The sequence below is a fragment of the Ferdinandcohnia sp. SAFN-114 genome, from assembly GCF_059415045.1.
The window spans coordinates 1-23,376 of record NZ_JBPFDQ010000016.1; the positions used below are offsets into that span (position 1 = coordinate 1).

A 23,376-nucleotide genomic window follows, 5' to 3' on the forward strand; every position below is an offset into this window, starting at 1 on the left:
ATACAAAAAATTTGTATATACTAGTAAATCAATATTAAACAATATAAAATTAGTTTAGACTTTCTTGTCCTTTTACATATATGGTTAAAAGCAGTGTGATTTCTGATGTGAAATCCACTGCCTCTATTCTATATCTAATTTTATTTATATCTTTTCAAATGCGAGTAACTTTAAAGAGAAACAGATTAGCTTATTATTGACTCCACTTATTGACCATCGCAGGTTTTAAGTCCAGAAAGCTTTATTTTGTCACGATGGAAACTCCACCATCAACAATGATATTTTGACCTGTTACAAAGGAAGATTCTTTAGAAAATAACCAGGTTACCACATCTGCCGCTTCAGAGGAGGTCCCCATTCTTCCTAGGGCATTAAGGCTGTTGTACTTTTCTTCTAACCATTCTGATTGCTCTTCAGTCAAGTTTTCAAATTTTCGTTCGATCATCGGAGTCCTGATTGCACCAGGTGTAATGGCATTAACTCGAATTCCTTTACTCCCATATTCTTGGGCGACTCCGCGGGTTAATGCCAGAATGCCACTTTTCCCAGCTGCATATGCTGTAGTGTATGCCGAACAAATCAAGGCATCCAGGGATGATGTATTAACGATTGAACCAACACCATTTTCAATCATTGCTTGCAGCTCATACTTCATACACAACCAAACTCCTTTGATCGTAGAACCCATCATATGGTCGAAGTCTTCTTCACTTAATTCATGTGTTAATGCAGGCGTACCTTCCGCATTTCCCGCATTATTAAATGCAAAGTCGATTCTTCCAAATGTGTTCACTGTTTCTTTTACCATCTGTTCTACTTCTATTCCTTTGCTTACATCGACTGATAGAAAAAGAACATGTGGACTAATCTGTTTCAGTTTTTCTAGGGCTGAGTTTCCGCGTTCCCTATTACGACCAACTATGACAACTTTCCCACTCTCACGAAGTAATCGTTCTGCTACGGCTAGTCCAATTCCAGAAGTTCCCCCGGTTATAAGCGCCACTTGATTTTCAAATTTCACACCATCCACCCCTTGTGGTTAGAATTATCTAAATTTTACCACAAAGGGAACCTTAACAAGAAACTTTAATTACAGGACTGCACATAAAAGCTAAAAACCTACATAGGAACCAGGATGACAATCGCTGATTCCTACCATAAATAAGCCTTTTTCGTAAATAATTCTAATAACTCCATGGCACTATGTACTTCTTTATCTGGTTTATAGGTAGCATTAGTCGGTAAAGCTTTCTTACGATGATTCATCCAGATCGCTTGCCAGCCTGCTTGTTTTGCTCCGATAATATCTTTTTCAAAATTATCCCCAATATACACGGTTTTGGTTTGGTCAAGGTCTAGTTTCTTTTCAATAAAATCAAATACTTCTCTTTTCGGTTTTGCATGACCAATTGTACCTGAAATAAACGTCATCTCTGCCGGAATCCATCGACTAAGGCTGAGTTGTTTAATTTTCATTGCTTGATGTTTTTCTTCACCATTTGTAAGAATTCCCAGCTGTTTTCCTTCTTTGTAGAGCACATTTAGCAGTTCCTCGACTTCGGGAAACAAGGTAATGTTTTTTTGTTCGGTCACATACGTTTCATGAAAAATAGCTGCTTTTTCTGTATCTATTGGGATGTTAAAGTCCTTACAGGCAGCCATAATTCGTCCGGTTTGCCATTCAAATTGGGATATTTCACCTGCTTCACTTTGATCAAATAATATCTCGCTATACTTACGACTTGCAGTATATAATTGATCAATCTCCTCGTCTGAAAATGGCTCTTGAAAAAGCTTCCTCACCGTTCTATGAAAAGATTGTGCTTGATCATATAGTGTATCATCGACATCAAAAATTATCGTATCCATTTTCACAGCCCTCCTTATATTATGATGATATCACTATTTATCAACTAGAGAAAACAGAGGGCCTCCTTCATCTAATCAAACAAATAAGCAACAGCACTTACACAAGTAAGAATGAGGGATCAGAGCTATTCAGCCCTAATGCTAGTATCAGTTTTTTATTCATATCTTTTTATTATCGGTATATTCATCAATTGCTTTTGGAGCTACAAAGGTTACTGTTCCTAACAGTGCAGCACCTAAACTGTACGCCGTCCATAAAAGGAACTTTCTATCATCCTTGATGTCCTTTTCTTTTCTATCTAATTGTTTGTTTATTCTAACGAAAATTTCCTTTATTGTTCCCAATTTGTCCATTGTTTGACGTTGAAATGTTGCTCTATCAAAAAAAGCAAAGAAAATAGTTCTCTTTGCTTTTCTAAAGTGTTCTGCTTTAGCTACGTAAGCTACCCCTTAACCATGGTCGAGGTCGATAAGGACCGATTGGTATTTGGATTAAACTAGTTTTTTTATGTGAATCCATTTTGTAAATCTTATCACTCATATTCGCATTAAATCCTAGAAGTGGGTGTCCTCCCCATCCAATTGCTGTGGCCGCCAAAAGTAATCTCTGCACCAGCATACCAGCTTCCATTTGTTGAATCCGGTAACCTCTTAGACCTAGTGAAGTTTTTAAGTGATCTCTATCTCCTGCCACGTGAAAGCAGAGTGGGACTTGGGTCAAATTTACATTATCTGCAGACATTCCGTATTGAAGGTCAAGTCGATGGTCTCCAGGTTCTATCTGTTGTAACGAATGAGTAATGCTATCATAAGAATAAGCAGCATCCGGAATTCCCTCAACATTATGAAAACAGCCATACAGTGAGATACGGGACTCCTGCCCTTTTATTTCGTTGTCCAAATCATTTCGATATGCGAAGGAATCTGTTGCCTCTTGTAGTAAACTAGCCAGTTCCAGCTGATTTACCTTTCCAATAATGAAATCCATGTCCGGTGAAAAACGCTTTTGCAAGACCGACGCAAGGTCGTAAGATAAACGATTCACCTGAGGAAGAGTTACTTTAGGACCCCGACAAAATATTCTTTTTTTGGGCTTAATTTTATAAATTGATTCCGTGGAGTCAATAAAAGACTCTTCATTAAGCTTTGTTAACATTGGGTACTCTTGTACCCTCTGTGATCGTAAATAGTAATTATTATTAATTTCATTCAATTTACTAGCTAGTTCCACTGAATTGACGTTACCGTATCTGTCACTCTGAATAATATTCCAGTTTGTTGGTTCTACAGTAAGTGGAATAACCGCATATATGCTTTCTTCTTTTTCGGATAGCCCGAGTAGATGGTTGATTGCCTTATCAAGAAATTGGAAGTATACCCCTGTCTCAAATCCAAACCGTTTTGCTACTTCGAGTAACTGTCCAATCAGAACTCCCGTATCCAACCCTTGTAAACGGAAGGAAAAGTTGTTGTATTTAAAGAAATTTTTCCAAAACATTGTTGATATAAAAACCGTACCAAAACATGTAGACAAATCAATGCGGTTACCAAGAGCTTGGTTGATATAAAAATCGAAATTACCTTCTCGTAGTAATACTAATCGATGGTGTGCAACATCATAGTGGTATACCCCAAAAGGCAAATCCTCCAATTTTAGATAAACGTATAATTCGTTTGGATATAATGCTCCTCCGGAAGGGACAAACCGTCTGTACGACTGCATTAGATCAACGTCTTGGTCCGTTGTGAAGACTGATTGGCTTATTTGACTAAGACCAAATACATACCACAGAAAATGCCCCATTCTGCTATGAGTAGGTTTACTGGGGACATCCTGCTCTTCTAGCTTCAACGGCACATCTAAAGTCATCGGAAAACTCTCCAAGTCACGGTATAATTTATATGTCAAAGGTGAATCATCCCAATCGACTACCTTATCTGGTGGGCTTACTTTATCAATGTCAAAATGTAAGTTGTACAGAAATTCATTCAGACTCATCCTACTACCTCCTAGTCTACTTATGGAAACGGGTGTGGATGTGGGTTAAGCTGTTCTAGTGTAAGAAGATGATTCTCATACCCTAGCTCCATTGGTACCTTCAATACCCTCTCAAGTCCCGTTATTCGAGTAAGATGGTGTCCAAATGTCATCGGTAACATTCCTGGTATTAATACTTTTACACAGTGAAGTCCATTTCGTAGGGTTTCCGATGTCGTTTGATCCACAACAACTACATCGAGTTTCAATCGACGAAACTCCCGGAGAATGTCTTTAAGATCTTTGGTAAGGTCTGAATGTGGTACCTTCAACTTGAATTCCTCGGCAAATGTTCGCAATGGACGACTTTCGTGCAGCAAAAACTTTAGACGCTCTTCCGCTTCCGGCAATCCATAGAGCATGCCATGATCATCCATTTTTTGAACAAGGGAAGAATCATGCAACATATGCAGATACTCTCCCTTGTTCTCCTCAAATTTTTCGTCAAGCGTAAGCATCATACCGGACAGTTCATGAACTGCGCTTTTAGCAGCTCGAATCGGGTCGGGATGCGCTCCTGCTGCACAAATAATATTTAATCCATCTTTCTTTCTGTTTTTTGCCAATGCCCATACGCTTGGAATTCCGTGCTCCATCGTCGAGTTGAACAAAAATATTTCATATCCTGCAACTGCACGTATGCGATCAACCATTAACTCCAATTCCCTATCGTTAGATGAATACGGGTCTAATTGGGGTATGGACATTTGCGCGTACCAGGTCATCAAAAATGAATCACGTTCCACTACTTCCATTATTCCGTAGAAAATAGCCTCTTCTAAGCTTCCTCCTAATGCACATCCGTTTGAGGTTTCATAGACAAAGCCCTCCCCATCGCCTAAGCTGTAATAGGCAAGCAACTCTGGAACAAGAATCGGTCGATCTTGTAAAAGTGAATAGCCCCATACCCAATTCATTGGGCTATCAGGATCAAACGGTTTAAACGGAAAACCCGGTTGAGAATATTTTTCCGGTTCATGAATGCCTACTGTGAGAGGATTTAGTGCTTTTCCCTCTAAATTGCGGAAACTATCATGTACGACAGTTCTTTTGCCACGTGGAGCAAGACCACAGTACCGCTCCAAGCCTTCTAATATCGCAGTCAATTCACTTATTTTGTATGAATGGGTCCGTCCGGCAACTCCCTCGTCACCTATCAGCAAAGGCAAATTAACACCTACATCTGCAAAAGGCGGCAAGAGGTCATACATTTTACCATTTAAAAAGCCAGTCTTAGGATCCAAATAGTCGTCTACTAAGAATGTTTCTAAGTCGTCTATAGAACGGCATCGATAACTGTCAAGGCTGGTCTTAGGACTTGGTTGAAGAGTAATTTTGGCACTATCTTCTGAATCTACGGGAAGTCCACCACACACTGAACAAAGTGGATTAGAAAGAAAGGAATGCCATGAACTTTTTAGAGTTTGCAAGTTCATTAATAGTAGTTTTCCTTCTGAATGAGGGATATTTCCATCTAGAATACGCTTGACCTCTCCAACTATCAAATATGCCATCTGCAAAAGCCCCGTGTTAGATGCCCAAACATCACGAGTAATTCCTCTCTGTTCCGCAAGGTGTTTCTGCATATCCTGCATTTCTATTCGGTCACGGCCAGCCATGAGGCGTCTCATGTCAGCGCATTGGGAACAACCTGTGGAACCTGGTCGAACCAACGGACCAACCACACCCTCTCCAAAGGAAACAAAACCTCGTAACCAGGGGATTCCCTTAGGGCGTAATAACTCTTCTGCTTTTTGATGGATGGAGGGATTCCAGGCTTCATGCAATACTAAAACCAAATTAGTCTCTTCTGGTATTCCTGAGTTGATATCGGGATGACGAATTAACATGTAATGGGAGGCCAATTCTTCGGACACGTGATCAGCTAAAAAACCTTCTCCGATAATCACCACGATAGCATTCATGTGGACTCCACCTTTCTTAAAAGAACACCACACAGTTCAACTTGTTCCTTTTTCCAAAATGGTTCTATTTGAAGTTCAAATACCAATATTTGTTTGTTGTTACGTTCTAATACTTTTATAGCGGAATTCAAAATCTCGGCATGAAACATTCTTTCACAAGAAGGTATTTCAAGGCTGAGTGGGACAGTTTCCTCCAGCTGTACCGAAGAAACTTCCATTGCATGAGATGTTTGAAAATCCCCAATGTTTTCTGCCTTCATAATTGCGTGTTGTAATGCGTTTTCCAATGCCTTTGTGATAGTCAATCCTATACCGCTATACCAGCGGTTATTAGTACCAATCCAAACAACAGGGAATCCAGAAACCTTCTCTCCTAAGCCGATAATCGGTGCACCATTCAACCTAGTCAATACCTGCATATAAAACTGACAGTGCTTATCTTTTAAAGATTCCAATTCAACAAGTGATACAGTATGCTTCCGTTCTACATTTTTTTCACTTAGTTCCTTAACCAAACACTTTTGCAATCCCCTGCATACACTTTCTGCTAACGTTTCCCCCATTCCTACACTGATAAATTCGTTTTTTTCTCTAATACTACCATCTACTTCAAGTTGTGGAGGAGTTTTAAAGATATGATTAAACATTTGAGAAACATGGGCTTCAATCCCGATCAACCCTGCTTCCCTCCGAGCCTCCACATGAGTCAAACCAGCACAGACAATCTCTGGCAACAGTTTAGCAGGCCCATCTGACAAAGGGTTTGCTGCCTGAACCCGACATAGTGATAAGGGAAGTTGCTTCAAATCCCCTTCTTCCCAAGTATGAAGAATTCCTGTTTCAGGTGATGTCACATGATTGAATAATAGAAACAATTTATCCACATCACCACCGCTAACTCCTTCTTTGCTCCTTAAATCTAAATCGTGTATCCGTTTAGCTTCTGCAAATCCCGTCACAAAGGGGTGTGGGATGAAGGAATGCCAGTTCCCCTCCAAAGTATCTAGGTTAAGTAAAAAGAATTGATTATCCTCTTTTTCCATTTCGGTTCTTCTGGTAATCTCTTTGAACAATTCAAAGACGATTACATTTGCAAGCATTGCTCCTGCTATTTCAGAGAAATTGGATAACGACTGATCGTTGTGAAGTGCAGATTCGTGAATGCGCCTCCATGCAGATTCCCAACACCCCTGAGAATTAGGACGTACTAGAGGACCAGCCATACCTATGTGTTCTAAACAAATAGAGGGGAGAAATCCCTTTTTTTCCTCCGTACAAATCTCATTAAGAGCCCGCAATTCCTCAACATCACCCTCTTGTGACACATACAAAATGAATTGGAATTCTTGCACAATTTCCCGCCATGAACTCATCTCATCCTTTTGTGGGTTTAACTCATTTACCATTACCTCTGGGTCGGTTTGACGTGCATGTACAACGTGTTCTGACAACCTCTTTCTATTAGTAGATACTTGATCGGTAATAAATACATGGAACTTTGGTAATCCGGATTCGAGTAATGCAGATACCAAAGATACTAAGAATGGGCCAGCTCCAACCACCAAAACTTTTGACTGTCGATAAAGTTCAAAGCGGTAAGCACCTGAATCTCCGAAATTTTCTAAGAATTCAATTTGAGATGCAAACTTCTTAGTAACATGAGATTGCAATTGATGCGGTAAATCTTGACTAACATCCTGAACAAATCCGTTACGATACAGTGCTTCCGCAATTTCATATACCCGCTCACGGTATGGACCGGGTAATCCTTCTGTTATATTCCCCAACGTGTACTCTCCATTGAACATCGGTATTAGTTTTTGAACCCACTTATCAATCGTATTTCCTTTCATACTGAACGAACTTGTATTATTCCGAAAATATACTCCGTTGTTTGAAACAGGGAGAAAAAACGTGTCTCTTTTTACTTTGAGACGCATAGAAGGGGTTAATTTTGTCATTTCGCTCCTCCTTTACAAAATATCCAACTAAGGTTTCTATACCATCACAGTCACTATAATCCTATGTACAGAAATTTGTCTTATATGTCTAATCTTAGAGAGAAAGCCCCTAAAGCAATTTTTTAGGGGCTGCCTTTTTAATAGGCTAGATTAGTTTAATAATTAAATTCGAATTAATAACCTCCACAACGGTGTCCGCCTCCACAGCGTCCTCCGCCTCCACAACGGTGTCCACCGCCACAGCGTCCACCACAATTAGAGCAACTAAAGCAACTAAAGCAACGGAAACAATTAAAGCAATTAAAGCAATTAAAGCATCGAAAACAACTAAAGCAACTTGAACATCGTCCAAATGTACCGAATCCGCCAATTCCACCTATTTGACGGGCAGATTCCTCATAATACTGATTTGGGTCCCAAGGAACTGCTTCGCTCGAATGGAAATCTCCAATGTTCAACATTTGAAGTTCATTTTGAAAATTGTTCACGAACATTACCTCCGATTATTCATTTAATAAGGGGTGAAAGTACTTTAAAAGAAAATAGAACGAACAAAATAGTAAAGTAATATGATTAAGTTATATTGGAAATAATTCTAAGTCTTTCCCCAACAAACTATGAACGATTAATGGGTATTGTGCCTGATTCTAATGCCTATTTTTAATTGAAAACAGTTAAGACTATGAATTTACTAAATAGAAAAGCTTATAGACTAGCTTGTCCATGCAACATGACTTTATTTTTGACCAGGATAAATTCCTCTTATCCACCATCACGCTTTATCTAATAAACTATTTTTAGAATTTTTTCGTCCTTCAAAAACATGTTAAATTGTCTAAAAAGAGTTAAATAACAAAAGGTTATTTCATTTATATAAGTAGATAGGAACGTATGATCTATTTCTTTGTTATAAAGACCAACGTCATATTCATAACAGTCATTTTTATGAATTAAAAAGCCAACGTCATTTTAATGACGTTGGCTTTTTTACACTTCTTTGGATTTATAGATTAATTAGACTTAGCTTGTTTGCTCTTTGCTTTACCAGGAATGAGGTGAACATCGACACTTGGTCCAAATCCACTCCATCTGTAACCTGAGACTTCGACAAGGCCGTTTGGTAGGACATCTGAGAGTCTTTCTCTCTTAGAATATTTAGTTGCATGGCCAACCGCTTCTACTTTAAAGGTGTAGCGTTTTCCTTGTTTTAATCCTGTTACAGTATAGCTAGTATCAGATGTTGTCATTTCCGAATTAATCGGTGTGAATGTCGCTCCATCTGGTTTGATTGCTTGACCATTCACATATACTCGGTATCCGATTACATCTTGATTTTTTGCTTTTGCCTCATTCCAGGAAAGCGAAACACTTGTTCCGTCTGTATTAATCATTGCTTCTAGGTCACCTTCAAAATACGGAGCCCCTATAGGATATTGCTTTGCTGTCTCAAACTCTAGAGCACTATTATATGGTGATTTATTACCAGCAAGATCCACTGCTTCAACCTTAATCTTATATGCTGTGCCAGGTTCAAGACCTGTTAATGTGTATTTATTTGATGTTGCAAATCCTACTAACTCTCCATTTGCGTAAATATTATAACCCGCTATTCCAGTGTCATCCTTAGCAACATCCCAAGTGATTGAAGTCCAAGTAAACCCTGTATACACAACGTCTACTGCTTTCCCGCTAAAAGTATCACTAGAAGGAATTTTAGTAGTTGATTCTGATATACTTGTATTCTCTGGTAAAACTGGAGCTGTTTGGTCAGCTTCCCCAATTGTTTTTACCTTAATTTCTGGACCATTTAATGTTCGATTTCCGATTGCATCAGTAGCTTCCACTTTAAATGTGTATTCTTTAGCAGGAGTGAGCCCCTCAACAGTAAAACTAGTTTGATTAGTTGTTGTATAGTCTTCATTGAGTTTTTCACCATCTTTAAAGATGGTGTAACCCGTAACTCCTACATTATCAGTAGCTTCATCCCAAGTTAATGTCACACTTTTTCCGTCAGGTGTAGATTCTGCTTGAATACCTGCATTTTCAGACCATTGGGGTTGTTGAGTTGCATCTACTGGAGCGTTTGTCGTATTTTCAAAGATAAGTCCAGTAGAATTTTTAATTCTCCATGGATTTCCACCGTTATCCTTCACATTTGTAAAAGATACATTAATAAATTTGAAGCCTTTTGCGTAATTCATATTAACAGAATAGACATTATCGAATTTGACATTTTTAAATGTTATATTCTCATGATAAACCTCGCCAGCATCATTATTCCCGTTAACTAGAATGGCTTGTTTTTTACTACCGCCTTGATTTCGAACAGTTGTATCTACAATCTCCATATCTCTAAATTGCGAGATAACCTCTGCTGGTTCGTATAAGATTGAAGCGTTCGCATCCGTATATGAGGAAGTGAAGACAAATGGACCGTCTCCGTCAATACCTTCTAAGGCATTGTTTCTGAAAAGGATATTTTTTGCCCCACCACCCATTGGTGTATTTGTCTTACTACGTAAACCGACATCCGTCTTATACATGATATTATCTTCAACTAAGAAGTCTTGGATCCACCCACCTGTGTGACTACCGGTGACAACCCCTCCATGTCCCTCGCGGATATAGTTGTTGAATATCCAAGCATTTCCGGTTGGTTCACTATTAGATGCTGCTTGTCCCATACCAGATGCGAAATTAATAGCATCATCACCAGTATCAACAAAGTTATTGAATACCATGATATTTTGAGAGTCACCAAACTCGTAACCATCGGCATTATTTCCATCGTATGTTTTAGAAATGGTTCCATTTATAACGATATTTTTACTATGAAGGTTTACAATCCCGTGATTTGCAGGATTTAGCTGTGTGATGCCTTCGTAATACATGCCATCTACACCACGAACAGTAATCAGATTTGAGCGGGTAGAATAAGCAGACTTCACATCCATACCTAGTTCTTGTGCTGCATATGATTGGTTTGCAGCAAGAATACCAAATGTATCTTCAGATTCAAGGTTTAATGGGCTCATTTTCCCGTTCTCTACTTTTACATTTCCGGTTACTTTTGAATTATTGCCAGCGACGTAACGTGGTAATTCATTTCCTAGTTCATCGACAGTAGGATGATTCTTATCATATTTCCACCCGTTACCATCAATGATGCCGTTGCCCACGATACGAATGTTTTTTAAACTTCCATAATCGTATGTATGTGCATTGATGAGTGAATATGAACGTTCGTCTGTTGAATAGTCATAAAGCCAAAAATTCATACTGTAATCTTCTGCATCTGGAGATCCAAGCAAATACCCATCCACTTGTAATGTCATATCAGATTTAAGCCACAATTCTCCAGAGATAAATTTCCCCTCTGGAATTACCACCTTTGAACCAGGAGTAGCAGCGTCAATTGCTGCCTGAATAGCTTCCGTATCTTTTGTTTCGTCATCTGGGGCTGCCCCAAAATCAATGATATTAAAAATTTCAGGTGCTTTTGTTGTTTTTCCTACAATTTTATTGGAAGGTGCTGATTCCACCCCTTCAGCATTTACTGATGTAACATAAAATTCGTAGGATTTATTTGGTTTAAGATTATTAACCTGAAAATTATGGATTAATATCTTCTCGTGGAAATGATCCTTATCAATATTTTCATAGAAATTATCGATATAGGCTTTTGCTGGTCCACTATTATCTTCTAAAGCGCTTCCAATTTTCTTCTTATTCATGTAGATATTAAAGTCAACGATGTCCTTATACTGTTCCGGCTTTTCCCATACAAGAGTGATGCTGTCTTCATCATAAGCAAGGTTTGGAATCTGTAAATTTACTGGTGATGCAGGTCCATTAGGAGATGTCCCCGTTTTTGCATTCGCTGCCACTACATTAAAGTTACTTGAAACTAATAATAAAGTTAGAAAAACAGATAAAATTATCTTAAAGCTCTTCAAATACTATTCCACCTTCCCATATAATTAGTAATATGAACTTTCTGCCCTCCATTCTTTTAAAAATTTCTATAAACTTTTTAAGATGCTGAATGCATTTAAAAGTTTATTAAAAGGGAATTTAGGATTTCACAACAATGTTAATCTCTTCCATATAAGTACGTATACAATCATTTTATTGAATTTTTAGACAATTGTGGTTATTTCCTCCTACGCAAAAAGTCCTGTATGAAGAAATGATTACTTCCAATGAAATGACTATGATTAACCCGTTTGATTGACATCAACAGCTTTAAAGCCAGTTAAGTGGATTCGGTTTCACCCCGTCTGTCTCTTCTTCAGTAAAAGAACTAAATCGAGCCTCCGATTAGAGTTCTTATGTAGAATACCAGGAATAAAGTTTTTCCTTATTATCTCAACACATAATCCAATACAATATTTAACAATTTATCTATTCAATTCTTAAAAGTTCCAAATATTGACGTGTAATTCGGTGCTTGTTATTATTAGGAAATAATACATAGTACGTAGGGACATGTTATTTGTCCAAATGACTGTGAGGAAAGGCGAGAACAACATGAACAAACCTACAGGAACGAAACGTTTGCAACTTGCATTACTTTTAGGGTCACTTGGACTCTTAGGACCATTCACGATCGATATGTATCTACCATCATTTCCTACGATTGTGGAGGATTATGAAACGACTGCATCACTAGTCCAAGTCAGTTTAACGACATGTTTGTTAGGACTTGGATTGGGACAATTAATTATTGGTCCAATGAGTGATGTACAAGGACGACGAAAGCCATTACGAATATTTCTTATCATGTATTTGATTGCTTCCGTCATTTGTGCTTTTGCCCCATCTATTTATCTATTTATTGTAGGTCGCTTTCTACAAGGTTTTGCAGCAGCAGGTGGTCTTGTAATTTCAAGAGCCATTGTCCGTGATATCTATAGCGGCAGGGAATTAACAAAGTTTTTCTCCTTATTGATGTTGGTTGGTAACCTTGGGCCTATCGTTGCCCCAATTGTTGGTGGTGGAGTCCTTTCAATTACTGACTGGAACGGAGTTTTTATTGTTTTAGCAGGTTTGGGCTTTGTGCTGTTTCTTATAATCTCTATTAATCTAGAAGAATCATTACCTGTAGAGAAGCGTGTGCCGAGTAATCTAACTCGAGTATTAAGTAATTTTGGTTCATTATTTAAAGATCGAGAGTTTCTAGGTTATGCACTAACACAAGGCTTTATCATTGCTGGAATTTTTGCTTATGTTTCTGGTATTCCTTTTGTTTATCAGAATATTTATGGGGTGTCACCTCAAGTATTTAGTTTGCTATTTGGGGTTAATGGTCTGGCATTAATAATCGGAACTCAGTCTGTTGGACGTTTATCAGATATTATCCCAGAAAGAACGTTTTTGAAATTCGGTTTATTTCTTTCCACTACAGCAGGTACTTGTTTGTTAATAGCTCTTTTGTTAGAGGCACCACTTCTAGCAGTTGCGATTCCGATCTTCTTTTTGGTTTGTTCGATTGGTATGATTTCAACAACCTCCTTCGCATTAGCTATTGAGAGCCAAGGACATATTGCCGGAAGTGCTTCCGCCCTATTAGGTTTACTACCATTTGTTCTTGGTTCAATAACTTCTCCACTTGTTGGCGTCGCGGGAGAATATTCAGCCATTCCTATGGGAGTCGTTATATTATCAACGAGTTTACTAGCTCTATTTTCATATTTTGGACTGGTACGCCGAGCATCATTACGTTTACAGACTTCTAAAAAATATTCAGGTTAATCTAAAAAGCAGAGTTTAATAAACTCTGCTTTTTTCTATGAGACTTAAGCTGCCCTTTTTATTAGTCCTCCCTTTCTCTTGTTGTGGTTAAGTTGTTTCAACATCGAAACCACTACCGTAATAAAAGGTAAACCCCACAAAAATATGGCATAAGGAAGATATTCAGTAACCGGTAAGCCCAATACCGTACTACACATAATCGTTAGTACACTCCATGGAATCATGCCTGGAAACAGCATGGTCGAATCTGCCATGACTCTTGCTAGGTCAGCTTTCGTTCGGCGATTTATCCAGTGAGGTAGTAACGTTCTACCAGTAAGGATAATCGGTAATGTCTGATTTGCAGCAATTAGAGAGATCCCTAAGGTAGCAATGATTGTTTTTACGGAATCTTCAACTAAGGTTTTAGATTTATGGAACCATCCATCGACTAATGGTTGGATAACACGATATTCTTCTAAAAGCCCATTATATGCTCCAGCTAATGCTAAAAAGATAAGAAGTGTATACATATTGATGAGGCCCCCGCCCATTCCCTCTATACCAAAGAATAGGGCATGAAAAAGTTGGTAAATGGCAGTTCCGTCGATGAGAGAAATGATACTAGCACAGATTATACTTGATAGAAAAGCATAGACAATACCTTTTCGAAATAATACCACTACAATTAATACAAGTGGTGGCAATAACTTCAAAAAGTATAAATCTTCCCAGCTAAATGCTGCTATTTCACCTTGCTTCAAGTTATATTGAGAATCTAAATAACTAAAAAAGACTATACTAATTAGAATGGCTGGAATAGTAGTTAGTGCCAACGCTCTAAATTGCTTCTTATTAGGAATCTCAACCGTGTGTGATAATAACTGAAAAGCGCTTGAAAAAGGTGAAGTTCGGTCCCCGACAAATGCTCCAGATATCAAAGCACCAGCTACTATTTGAGGTGACAAATGGATTGAAATAGCACTGCTCATGATTGGAATCCCAACGGCACTTAGTGTTCCTATAGAAGTACCTAGCGTCATTGAAAAAAGCATCGCAATGATAAAGGAGAGCAAAAAGAAATGATCAGGTGTAATAATTTGCAAGGCAACAGAAACTAATACTTGAATAGTACCTGCTTCATACCAAGAAGGAAGGATAAAACTAACTAGAAATAAAATAAGAATGACAGTCTGTGTTTTGTTTATTCCCTTTCTACAAATCTTCCAAATTTCACGAAGAGATTTTCCTTTCCCTATTATTAATGAAATGAGAAATACAAATCCAGGTAAAAATCCAATAAATAATGGGATATCAAAGCTTACAGACCATAAAACTCCTGCAAGTGTAATCGTGATGAGCATACATATCTGACGTACTGTAAATCTATCGTTGTTCAGTTTTTTTCACTCCTAATGCTTACTTACTTGTACTGTCCAAAATGCATTATACCATTCATTCATTTCCGATAAAACTAAAACTAACCCCGTCTCAAAATAGAGACGAGGTTAGTTATCTTCCATTTTTGTGTATGATTTTTAATTGCATTTTGCTTATAACTGGTAAACCTTAGAATATTTCTCTTCTAAGTAGTTCACTAGATAAGTAGCATTTAAGCTTTCGCCAGTGACTTTCTTAATTAATTCATCAGGTGTATAAATAGCCCCGTATTTGTGTATTTTTTCTTTCAGCCAATTTTGAATAACGGTAAACTCTCCTCTTTCAATATGCCCGTAAAAGTCAGGGAGCTCCTTCTTAATGGTATTCAAAATCTGGGCTGCATATAAGTTTCCAAGAGAGTATGATGGGAAGTATCCTAAGCCGCCAAATGACCAATGAACATCTTGAAGTACCCCTAAAGTATCAGTTGGAGGTACAATCCCTAAATATTCGTTCATCTTCTCATTCCATACATTCGGTAGGTCTTTTACAGCAATTTCCCCACTAATGAGTCCTTTTTCTATTTCATAACGAAGCATGATATGTAAATTATACGTTAATTCGTCCGCTTCAACTCGAATATACGAAGGCTCAACGATATTAATTGCCCGATAGAAATCTTTCACATCCAGATTTCCTAATTGGTCAGGGAAATGATTTTGGAGATCTTGATAGAAGAACTTCCAAAATTCTTCACTACGTCCTACCATATTTTCTAAAAATCTTGATTGTGATTCATGAATACCAAAGGATGTTCCGTTGCAGATTGATGTTCCTTCTAATTCAGAATTTATGTTTTGCTCATAAATACCATGTCCTGCTTCATGGATTGTGCCAAAGATTGCCGAACGAACATTATCCTCAAGATAGCGAGTTGTAATTCTGACATCCCCTGTATTAATCGATTGAGCAAATGGATGTACGGTTTCATCTAGTCGTCCAGCATCCATATCAAATCCAATTCGCGGAAGTAAGAATTTATTAAACTCTTTTTGAATCTCAGGGTTGTAAAGCTTTTCAAAAACCTCGCCACTTGGCTTAGAAGTTGATAGATTGATTCGATTTAATAAATCAATGCTGTTTTTTCGTAAATCTGCAAAAAGTGGATCTAAAACTTCAACTGTTAATCCAGGCTCAAATTCATTTAATAATGCATTATATGGATGCCCCTCATACCCATAATACTTCGTAAATTCCTTTTTAATTTCCACAATTCGTTCAAGATAGGGAAGATAAACTTCAAAATTATTCGTTTCTCTAGCTTCCTCCCATGCATTATTTGCATTTGAAGTTAAGACAATATATTCATTGTACAGTTCAGATGGAATGCTTTTTGACTGTTTATAGAAGTTATTTCTTTCACGTACAATTGCTTTTGTCACGTCATCAAGTTGCTCATAGAATTTATCTTCTGTTAATACCTCTAATAGCTCACCCATTTCTTGCGAGATAGATAGCTTAAATATCTCCGTTGATAACGTTCCGATGGAATTGGCAAAAAGAGATCGTCCTTTCTTAGGTGCCATTACTTTTTGATCCCAATCTGCTAGAGCAAGTACACTATTTAGATGAGTAATTTTTTCATCTAATTTTTTAAATTGATTGACCTTTTCTTGAAGTTCAGCATTTATTACTTGTTGGTTAGACATACTATACCCCCATTTCGAGTTTCATCCCGAAGAAATAAAATTGACTGTTCAGTCTATAACCTATTATAAATAAAAATTCCGAAAATTAATAATAAAAAATAACAATTTTTACAAAATCTATCTCTCTTTTGATAGTTCACTATTGAGAACAACTTGTTTTCGCATTTCGACAAAACTTCGGGAAATAAAATATTAATGTGTTATATTGTGATAGTTTTTAAGTTTCGGCACCATTATCCTGATAAATTAGAGATTTACTATTAGAATAGAAAAAAGCATGAGGCGTATGATTTCCTCATGCTTACTTAAAACCCTCTTCCCCCACCGCCAGATCTGCCGCCGCCGGAAAAAGATGATCCTCCACCACTATTTGAATTTCTTTGAATCTTTTGTTGAGTTACTCGTGTATTGTAATGTCGGTCCATTTTATTGGTTACAGTAAATGAATTAGATTCTAAATACGTGTGGGCTGTTGTCGTCGAGCGCCCCCTGTTGTACATCGCCATTATCCCAACTGAAATAACGCCAACCCCAATTGCAATAGCAAAATAGATTAAGAGTTCTTTAACTAATTCTCCTTGGGAGGTACTTGATGAATAGGATGTCGAATTATCCGATTGTGCATATCCGCCAGAAGAAGATGGTCCTTCAGGAATTCCATCATTCATCGTAGTCTCAACGTCTGACAAGAATGCTTTCGCACTTTCACCATATGCTTCTTCTGTTAAATAAGGATAGACATGGTCAAGAATTTCCTCCACGGTTACGTCTGGAAAATAATCAACAATTCGATCACGTGTAAAGATATACACTTCCCGGTTATCCATGTCAATTAGATATAATATTCCATCCGCAGTTCCTTCATAACCGAATCCATGGCTATCATAAAAATCGCTTGCATAATCTCTTGCTGATTTTCCTCCACTATCATCCGTTGTGACGATACGGATATCCATTTGAAATTGTTCAGTTAATTGTATGCCTTGCTCCTGCAATTCTACCTTTTCTGTATCTGAGAATAAACCTGCCTGATCAAAAACACGCTCGTTGTCAGCAAACGTAACACTTGCGAAAGCTATTAACGTGAGGAGGAATAATGGAATAAAGAGAACTTTTTTCATTACCATATAAATAACCCTCCTAACGACAGGGCTGTAAAGACACTGGCTGAAATCATACCAAACCATTTACTAGCTCTTCCAATGCTAATTGGCAAGTCCCCCGCAATTTTTCCAGTTTGGCCATTCATTGCAAATATATAGGTCTTCCCCTTATATTGGTAAGTAAACATCCAAACGGGTAATAAAACATATTTTGCTTTAACATTGGAGAGTTTTACGTTTGCATTATGGATCGAAACCGTACTATATCCATGAATCGTACCTTGAAGTAACGTTCCGATATTATTACGAAGAACGTTTGAAATTCTTCCGTACACCTCATTTTGGTTCATATCATACTTTTCGGCAAAAAAGCCTGACAAATAGGACATTGAAAAATCGGTTAAATCGTTATAGTCATAAGGCTCTAAGATGGTCATGAGCTTATCATCCATTTTCTTAGATCCATCTGCTGGTACATCACGGAATATTGCTTTTCCTTCCCGCATCACCTTATAATATTTTGTTTCAGTATACCTGGTATCCCCTCTTGTATAGGTTCTAACTCTTCTAGCTTCACCCTCAATTTTTCCAGAAGTATTACTATCAAATAACCAAAATGGAACATAGATTCCTGAAAGTTTTTCGAGCTCTGAATTTGAAGTGAAGAACTTGGGGAGTAGTGGCTTCCCCTTACACCAATTTATAAATAATTCTTCCGCTTTTTTACGGTTAATTTTAAAAGGAATAACCATCTCAGGGCGATATTCTCCCTCTAATTGCCGTGGGATAATCGTTGGATTGTGGCAATAATAACAAAAAGTTGCGGCAGTGGTATCATCGGTTACAATTTCTGCTCCGCAACTGCTGCACGTATAGCCTGTAGCTTTTTCATCAAATTCCTGATCTAATACCTTTGAATGTTGTAGGGATTCTTTACTTGCTTTTGCTTCTTCCTCTGCTTTTTCATTATTGATAAAATTCTTCACGTCTTCTTCTGTAAATTCACTCAAACAATAATCACAGGTCCAATTCTGGGTTTCCGCTTTGAATGCTAATGGTCCCCCGCAGTTAATACATTTATAGACTACAACCCCCAACCCTTATCACCTCTTTTTCTTCTGAAATATTCCCGATTCAGCACATCATTTATGTTCAAAACGAGATCCACACTCAGGACAGAATTTTGCATTTTGATTTGCAGGTTTAAACCCGCATGTTTGACATGTTAGTTCTTCAGGCTTTTTACTGCCACAGTTTGAACAGAACTTCCCTTTATTTTCTTGGCCACATTGACATTCCCACGTTTCTTTATTAGCTTGTGGTTTGGGAGATCCACATTCTGAGCAAAAATTACCTGTATTTGTTTGACCGCAAGAACATTTCCATTGATTAGGATTTTCCACCTGTTGATTTTGCTGTTTTTTTGCTTGCTGTTGCATTTGCTGACGATTTGATTCAGAAGCAGCTCCCATAAAACCACTGCTACCTTGCATCCCCATTCCCATGCCTAAAAATCCTTGCATCGATCCAGCATCATTGGAACCGGCGGCCTCCAGCCCTCTTGCAATGGCACCTTGGACATATCCTTCACGAACTGAAGGGTCTTGAAGCATAGCACCTTGGTTTCTCATGTTTATCAGTTTTTGTGATTCATCATCATACGTAATACTGTTGATTCCTACGGATTCAACCTGCATTCCGCGCATCCGCGTCCAGTCTTCATCAAGAACTTCTGCCAGATACTTTGCAAGTTCCATTCCCTTTGAAGTGACATGAGAAATTCGGATCCCATCTGCGGACATTTTATTGATTGCCGTTTGCAAAGCATTCATATATTCAGATAAGTATTGTCCATTAATGTCATTGATATCAACATTTGATTTATTTCGAGGAATGGCTTCCATGAAAAACTTGAGCGGGTCAACAATTTTTATAGAATAGCTCCCGTGAGTACGTAAAAATAATTCCGCATTATAAAAATTGTCAAAGTAGTTTATCGGGTTTCGTGTACCAAATTTAATCCCTTTTATCTCTTGAAGATTAATAAAATAAACTTTTTGAGACGTTGATGGAACACCACCGAATTTAAAACGATTGAAGGTTTCGTATAAAGCTTCTTCAAATTGACCGTTGAATAAGGATGGTTGTGAAGAGTTTACAACTTGGTAATAGCCCTCTTCTGCTGTATAATCCACAATTTTTCCTCCGTCAACTAAAAGCATAAATTGATTTGGATACACATGGATGATTGAACCATTTGAAATCGTGGAATCTGTTCCCTTAAAGTTTTGATTTCGACGATCTTTAGCTCGTACTTTTACACCAACGGACATAACGGTTGTATCACTCATCTCCTGTGGTTCAATTACCTCTAGCCACTGATCTGCTAAGTTTCCTTTAACTGCACTAACTGCTGCTTTAATAATTCCCATTTAAACCCCTCCTGCAAAAAACTAAACATTACAAACGAATGTGAAATTTCATTTTTACAAATTTCTCTGTATTAATGTACTACGATTTATTAGGCAATAAGTTTCATATTCAGTTAAATTAAGAAATTTCCTACAAAGAAACAACTGAGTGGAAAAACCACTCAGTTGTTATCATTTCCTATACTAAGTAATTACATCAATAGGGTCTGGCAATACAATCATTTACTTTTTTAATGAGGCCAAGAATACATTTTGTGCCGCATTTACTCCAGCACCGGGCTTGAAGTTATAAGAAAAATCCTGTAAACCTGCTTCCATTAGGGAAACTGCTTGAAGGACATCACTAGGGAAGCAATAGCCCATATGTCCAAATCTGAAAATCTTGCCTTGGAGATGGCCAAGTCCCCCAGCGAAATCTAGGTGATATTCCTTCTTAAGGTGTCCTAAATAGGCTGAAAGATCCAATCCTTCTGGGGCACGAATTGCCGTAATTGTAGGTGATGCATACTCGTCACCCGTTAATAATTCTATTGATAAGGCTTTCATAGATTCCCGAACCATGTTTTTCATGACATCGTGTCGTTCAACCGTTTTTGAAAATCCGCCTTCCTCTTCAATTAAATCGCACACAGCAGATAGCCCCATTATGAGCGAAATAGAAGGAGTATTAGGCGTCATTCCTTTTGCTGCCCACTCCCGATAGCTTAATAGATTTAAATAATAAGCAGTGGTGTTATTGGCCTCAATTACATCCCAGGCTCTTTCACTAACGGCTACAAGTGCTAGTCCAGGTGGAAGCATCATCGCTTTTTGTGAACCTGTTACTAATATATCAATTCCCCATTGATCCATTTCAGCAGGGGCTCCTCCAATACAGCTTACCCCATCGACTATAAATAGCGCGTCAGAATGATTACGCACCACTTCTGCCAATTGCTCAATCGGATTTAAGATTCCTGTAGAGGTTTCATTATACGTAGCAAAAACGGCCTTAATAGTAGATAACGGTTTCAAAAATTCATTGAGGTCTTCCTTTGTACAAGCTTCACCCCAATTTTTAGCTAATTTATGTACAGTTAAGCCATATTTTTCACAAATCGAAACGAAATAATCTCCAAAGGCTCCTACAGTGATAACGACTACCTCATCCCCAGGGGAAACTGTATTTACCACAGCTGCTTCTAATGCTGCTGTTCCACCCGAGGGAAGTAGTAAAATATCTTGCTTAGTACCAAAGATAGGTTTCACACGTTGTGTGGCATCTTTGTATAACTTTACAAATTCTTCAGTACGATGACTAAACATATCCTGAGCCATTGCCAGTTCCACCTTTTTAGGGATTGGAGTAGGTCCAGGATGTCTTAGTATAAGTGGATACATATTAATTACCTCCATTTTGACTTCCACACTAATAATCGCTTTATAATAATGATGAAGCCAGACCCTGTATTGCTTTCCACATTATTCTAACACATTCGGTCGTATTCCGGTGCTTTTTTAGACCTTACGAAAGCAACAATTCACAGCATAGTTGTATTTTTGTGAAAATTGACAACTTCTTTCTACTTCCTATATAAAAGCTTCTGAACGATTTTCATAAAGTCATCTATTGACGGGAAATATGTGTTTTGTTGGTTATACCACTTACGAACTGTATCCACGACCCAAAACGGAACCGCTTTTCCGTCAATCATATGATAATACTCTTCATATCCTTTTTTTAGGTGTTCCCATCTAAAATCATTACCCGGCTGAATGTATTCGGAAACATCAATTATTTTTGCTCTTCCATTTTGCAATAAAATATTTTTTAGATGGATGTCACGAGGGTTTAGCCCCTTGTTCCGAACATAATCTCTTGCATCCTCCACATCCTCTACAACTTGTTTGGGGATATGGATTCCTTGAAGGATACAATCATATAGAGTTATCCCTTCTTCATAGCTTAAAACAAGGTAATGGTCTTCAGAAGCAAAACACTTAGAAAAGAATCGGGACTCCCCTAGGATCTGATAGACATTTACCTCAGCCTTAACCTTGGCAACTTTGTTCTTCGCGTATTTCTTAAATGCATATTCTGGGGCATTAATAGATTGAAAAACGGCTGCATCCGTACCGACACCGATACAGTTTAAATCATCAGCATCACCAATAATGGTGACTGGTTCGTTATTTGGGTTTGATAAAACAGTTATTTTAGATAGTGAATCAAACGCAATTTCCCAATTATGCTCCACATAATCTCTCCAATCGTTAGCTGAATAAATCATATTTATGTATATGAGTATTTGTTCATTTTACGCATTTAATTAAAGAGATAGCAAGGTATTGGTCTTATTCGTCGCAAATTAAAAAGAGGGCCATTAACGACCCTCTTTTGCGCATATTAATTTTTTATAATCCCTTCACCCATCTTGCAGCCATTTCAATCCAATTCTCTATTTCTGGCTGAATGTGATTGTCTCTTCCTTTTGACTGTGTTTCTTCTGTTCCAAGTGATAGTCCATGAACTCCTTCTGGATAAATGTGCATTTCGAGCGGGACTTTCTGTTTTAATAAACTTTGAGCAAATAGCATGCTATTCTCAACAGGAACAGATGCATCAGATACAGTATGCCATAAAAATGTGGGAGGGGTTTCAGGCGTTACTTGGTTTTCCAAGGATAAAAATTCTCGTTGCTCTTGGTCCTCAAACTTTTCTCCTAATAATGCCCTAAAGCTTCCTTCGTGAGCATAAGGACCAGAAGAAATGACAGGGTAACTTAGGACTAATCCATTTGGTTTAATTTGATCCTTCGAATAGGATAATTGTTCTGTTAAAAACTCCTTATCCCAGAACACTCCTAAGCTTGCAGTTAGATGGCCACCTGCTGAAAAGCCCATGACAATAATCTTGTTGGGGTCAACATTCCAGCTATCTGCATTGTCACGAATCAAACCGACTGCATTTGCCAATTGGCAAAGGGCTGTCGGGAATACAGATGGTTCCACACTATATCTAAGGACACTCGCGTGATAACCTTTACTTAGCATTTTTATAGCAACTGGTTCTGCCTCACGGTCAGACGTATGGACATAGCCACCGCCAGGGCAAATGACAATCATTGGTCGTTTACGGTCTGGATCAATACTTACCGAATTATCAAGAAGATACGTGAATAATTCAGCTTTTTCGTTCTTGTGTTTTAGTTCATGTTTTTCGTGAATCATGCTTTCTCACCCTTTT

The 23,376-nt window shown here is 37.9% G+C and carries 17 protein-coding genes; 1 reads left to right on the forward strand and 16 read right to left on the reverse strand.

What is annotated here, in order from left to right:
* Positions 1–241: 241 nt before the first annotated feature.
* The 8 genes from ACR65M_RS07165 to ACR65M_RS07200 form a co-directional block, all read right to left on the reverse strand.
* Entirely contained in the window at positions 242–1,021 is a 780-nt protein-coding gene (locus ACR65M_RS07165; RefSeq protein WP_341331789.1) for an SDR family NAD(P)-dependent oxidoreductase, read from the reverse strand.
* Between the two features lie 131 nt (positions 1,022–1,152).
* Positions 1,153–1,869, reverse strand: coding sequence for an HAD family hydrolase (locus tag ACR65M_RS07170; protein ID WP_440272953.1), 717 nt, complete (start codon positions 1,867–1,869; stop codon positions 1,153–1,155).
* A 159-nt stretch (positions 1,870–2,028) separates the two neighbouring features.
* Complete coding sequence (locus ACR65M_RS07175) at positions 2,029–2,214, reverse strand: hypothetical protein (protein WP_440272954.1); 186 nt, start codon at positions 2,212–2,214, stop codon at positions 2,029–2,031.
* Positions 2,215–2,299: 85 nt separating this feature from the next.
* Complete coding sequence (locus ACR65M_RS07180) at positions 2,300–3,868, reverse strand: SagB family peptide dehydrogenase (protein ID WP_440272955.1); 1,569 nt, start codon at positions 3,866–3,868, stop codon at positions 2,300–2,302.
* Positions 3,869–3,888: 20 nt separating this feature from the next.
* Positions 3,889–5,832, reverse strand: coding sequence for a TOMM precursor leader peptide-binding protein (locus ACR65M_RS07185; protein WP_440272956.1), 1,944 nt, complete (start codon positions 5,830–5,832; stop codon positions 3,889–3,891).
* A complete protein-coding gene (locus tag ACR65M_RS07190) occupies positions 5,829–7,793 on the reverse strand; it encodes a putative thiazole-containing bacteriocin maturation protein (RefSeq protein WP_121449440.1) in 1,965 nt (654 codons plus the stop codon). The genes ACR65M_RS07185 and ACR65M_RS07190 overlap by 4 nt, the downstream gene beginning before the upstream one ends.
* Positions 7,794–7,966: 173 nt before the next feature.
* Complete coding sequence (locus tag ACR65M_RS07195) at positions 7,967–8,287, reverse strand: heterocycloanthracin/sonorensin family bacteriocin (protein WP_440272957.1); 321 nt, start codon at positions 8,285–8,287, stop codon at positions 7,967–7,969.
* A gap of 516 nt (positions 8,288–8,803) precedes the next feature.
* The gene (locus ACR65M_RS07200) at positions 8,804–11,749 is read right to left on the reverse strand and encodes a fibronectin type III domain-containing protein (protein WP_440272958.1); all 2,946 of its coding nucleotides are present in this window, start codon (positions 11,747–11,749) and stop codon (positions 8,804–8,806) included.
* A gap of 574 nt (positions 11,750–12,323) precedes the next feature.
* On the opposite strand from ACR65M_RS07200, the gene ACR65M_RS07205 reads away from it, so the two are divergent.
* On the forward strand, positions 12,324–13,547 hold the full coding sequence (locus ACR65M_RS07205; RefSeq protein ID WP_341331782.1) for a multidrug effflux MFS transporter: 1,224 nt from the start codon (positions 12,324–12,326) through the stop codon (positions 13,545–13,547).
* 44 nt (positions 13,548–13,591) lie between these two features.
* On the opposite strand, the gene ACR65M_RS07210 is transcribed toward ACR65M_RS07205, so the two are convergent.
* The 8 genes from ACR65M_RS07210 to ACR65M_RS07245 all read right to left on the reverse strand — a co-directional run bounded on the left by ACR65M_RS07210 (position 13,592) and on the right by ACR65M_RS07245 (position 23,360).
* Entirely contained in the window at positions 13,592–14,890 is a 1,299-nt protein-coding gene (locus ACR65M_RS07210; RefSeq protein ID WP_440272959.1) for a Na+/H+ antiporter NhaC family protein, read from the reverse strand.
* A gap of 189 nt (positions 14,891–15,079) precedes the next feature.
* On the reverse strand, positions 15,080–16,615 hold the full coding sequence (locus ACR65M_RS07215; RefSeq protein WP_341331780.1) for a carboxypeptidase M32: 1,536 nt from the start codon (positions 16,613–16,615) through the stop codon (positions 15,080–15,082).
* A 305-nt stretch (positions 16,616–16,920) separates the two neighbouring features.
* Positions 16,921–17,742: a TPM domain-containing protein gene (locus ACR65M_RS07220; RefSeq protein WP_440272960.1), complete on the reverse strand. Its 822-nt coding sequence runs from the start codon at positions 17,740–17,742 to the stop codon at positions 16,921–16,923.
* Positions 17,736–18,728 (reverse strand): TFIIB-type zinc ribbon-containing protein, encoded by a 993-nt coding sequence (locus ACR65M_RS07225; RefSeq protein ID WP_440272961.1) that lies wholly within the window; start codon positions 18,726–18,728, stop codon positions 17,736–17,738. The genes ACR65M_RS07220 and ACR65M_RS07225 overlap by 7 nt, the downstream gene beginning before the upstream one ends.
* 132 nt (positions 18,729–18,860) lie before the next feature.
* Positions 18,861–20,150, reverse strand: coding sequence for an SPFH domain-containing protein (locus tag ACR65M_RS07230; protein WP_121449448.1), 1,290 nt, complete (start codon positions 20,148–20,150; stop codon positions 18,861–18,863).
* A gap of 222 nt (positions 20,151–20,372) precedes the next feature.
* A complete protein-coding gene (locus ACR65M_RS07235) occupies positions 20,373–21,530 on the reverse strand; it encodes a pyridoxal-phosphate-dependent aminotransferase family protein (RefSeq protein WP_440272962.1) in 1,158 nt (385 codons plus the stop codon).
* Positions 21,531–21,712: 182 nt separating this feature from the next.
* Complete coding sequence (locus tag ACR65M_RS07240; protein WP_440272963.1) at positions 21,713–22,420, reverse strand: serine/threonine protein kinase; 708 nt, start codon at positions 22,418–22,420, stop codon at positions 21,713–21,715.
* Positions 22,421–22,544: 124 nt separating this feature from the next.
* Positions 22,545–23,360 (reverse strand): alpha/beta hydrolase, encoded by an 816-nt coding sequence (locus ACR65M_RS07245; protein ID WP_440272964.1) that lies wholly within the window; start codon positions 23,358–23,360, stop codon positions 22,545–22,547.
* Positions 23,361–23,376 lie beyond the last annotated feature (16 nt).

Bases quoted from the DNA above. Each gene is read 5' to 3' on its own strand.
- ACR65M_RS07235 (WP_440272962.1), bottom strand. From the start codon at position 21,530: ATGTATCCACTTATACTAAGACATCCTGGACCTACTCCAATCCCTAAA.
- ACR65M_RS07190 (WP_121449440.1), bottom strand. From the start codon at position 7,793: ATGACAAAATTAACCCCTTCTATGCGTCTCAAAGTAAAAAGAGACACG.
- ACR65M_RS07170 (WP_440272953.1), bottom strand. From the start codon at position 1,869: ATGGATACGATAATTTTTGATGTCGATGATACACTATATGATCAAGCA.
- ACR65M_RS07180 (WP_440272955.1), bottom strand. From the start codon at position 3,868: ATGAGTCTGAATGAATTTCTGTACAACTTACATTTTGACATTGATAAA.
- ACR65M_RS07240 (WP_440272963.1), bottom strand. From the start codon at position 22,420: ATGATTTATTCAGCTAACGATTGGAGAGATTATGTGGAGCATAATTGG.
- ACR65M_RS07185 (WP_440272956.1), bottom strand. From the start codon at position 5,832: ATGAATGCTATCGTGGTGATTATCGGAGAAGGTTTTTTAGCTGATCAC.
- ACR65M_RS07220 (WP_440272960.1), bottom strand. From the start codon at position 17,742: ATGGTAATGAAAAAAGTTCTCTTTATTCCATTATTCCTCCTCACGTTA.
- ACR65M_RS07210 (WP_440272959.1), bottom strand. From the start codon at position 14,890: ATGCTCATCACGATTACACTTGCAGGAGTTTTATGGTCTGTAAGCTTT.
- ACR65M_RS07245 (WP_440272964.1), bottom strand. From the start codon at position 23,360: ATGATTCACGAAAAACATGAACTAAAACACAAGAACGAAAAAGCTGAA.
- ACR65M_RS07205 (WP_341331782.1), top strand. From the start codon at position 12,324: ATGAACAAACCTACAGGAACGAAACGTTTGCAACTTGCATTACTTTTA.
- ACR65M_RS07215 (WP_341331780.1), bottom strand. From the start codon at position 16,615: ATGTCTAACCAACAAGTAATAAATGCTGAACTTCAAGAAAAGGTCAAT.
- ACR65M_RS07230 (WP_121449448.1), bottom strand. From the start codon at position 20,150: ATGGGAATTATTAAAGCAGCAGTTAGTGCAGTTAAAGGAAACTTAGCA.
- ACR65M_RS07195 (WP_440272957.1), bottom strand. From the start codon at position 8,287: ATGTTCGTGAACAATTTTCAAAATGAACTTCAAATGTTGAACATTGGA.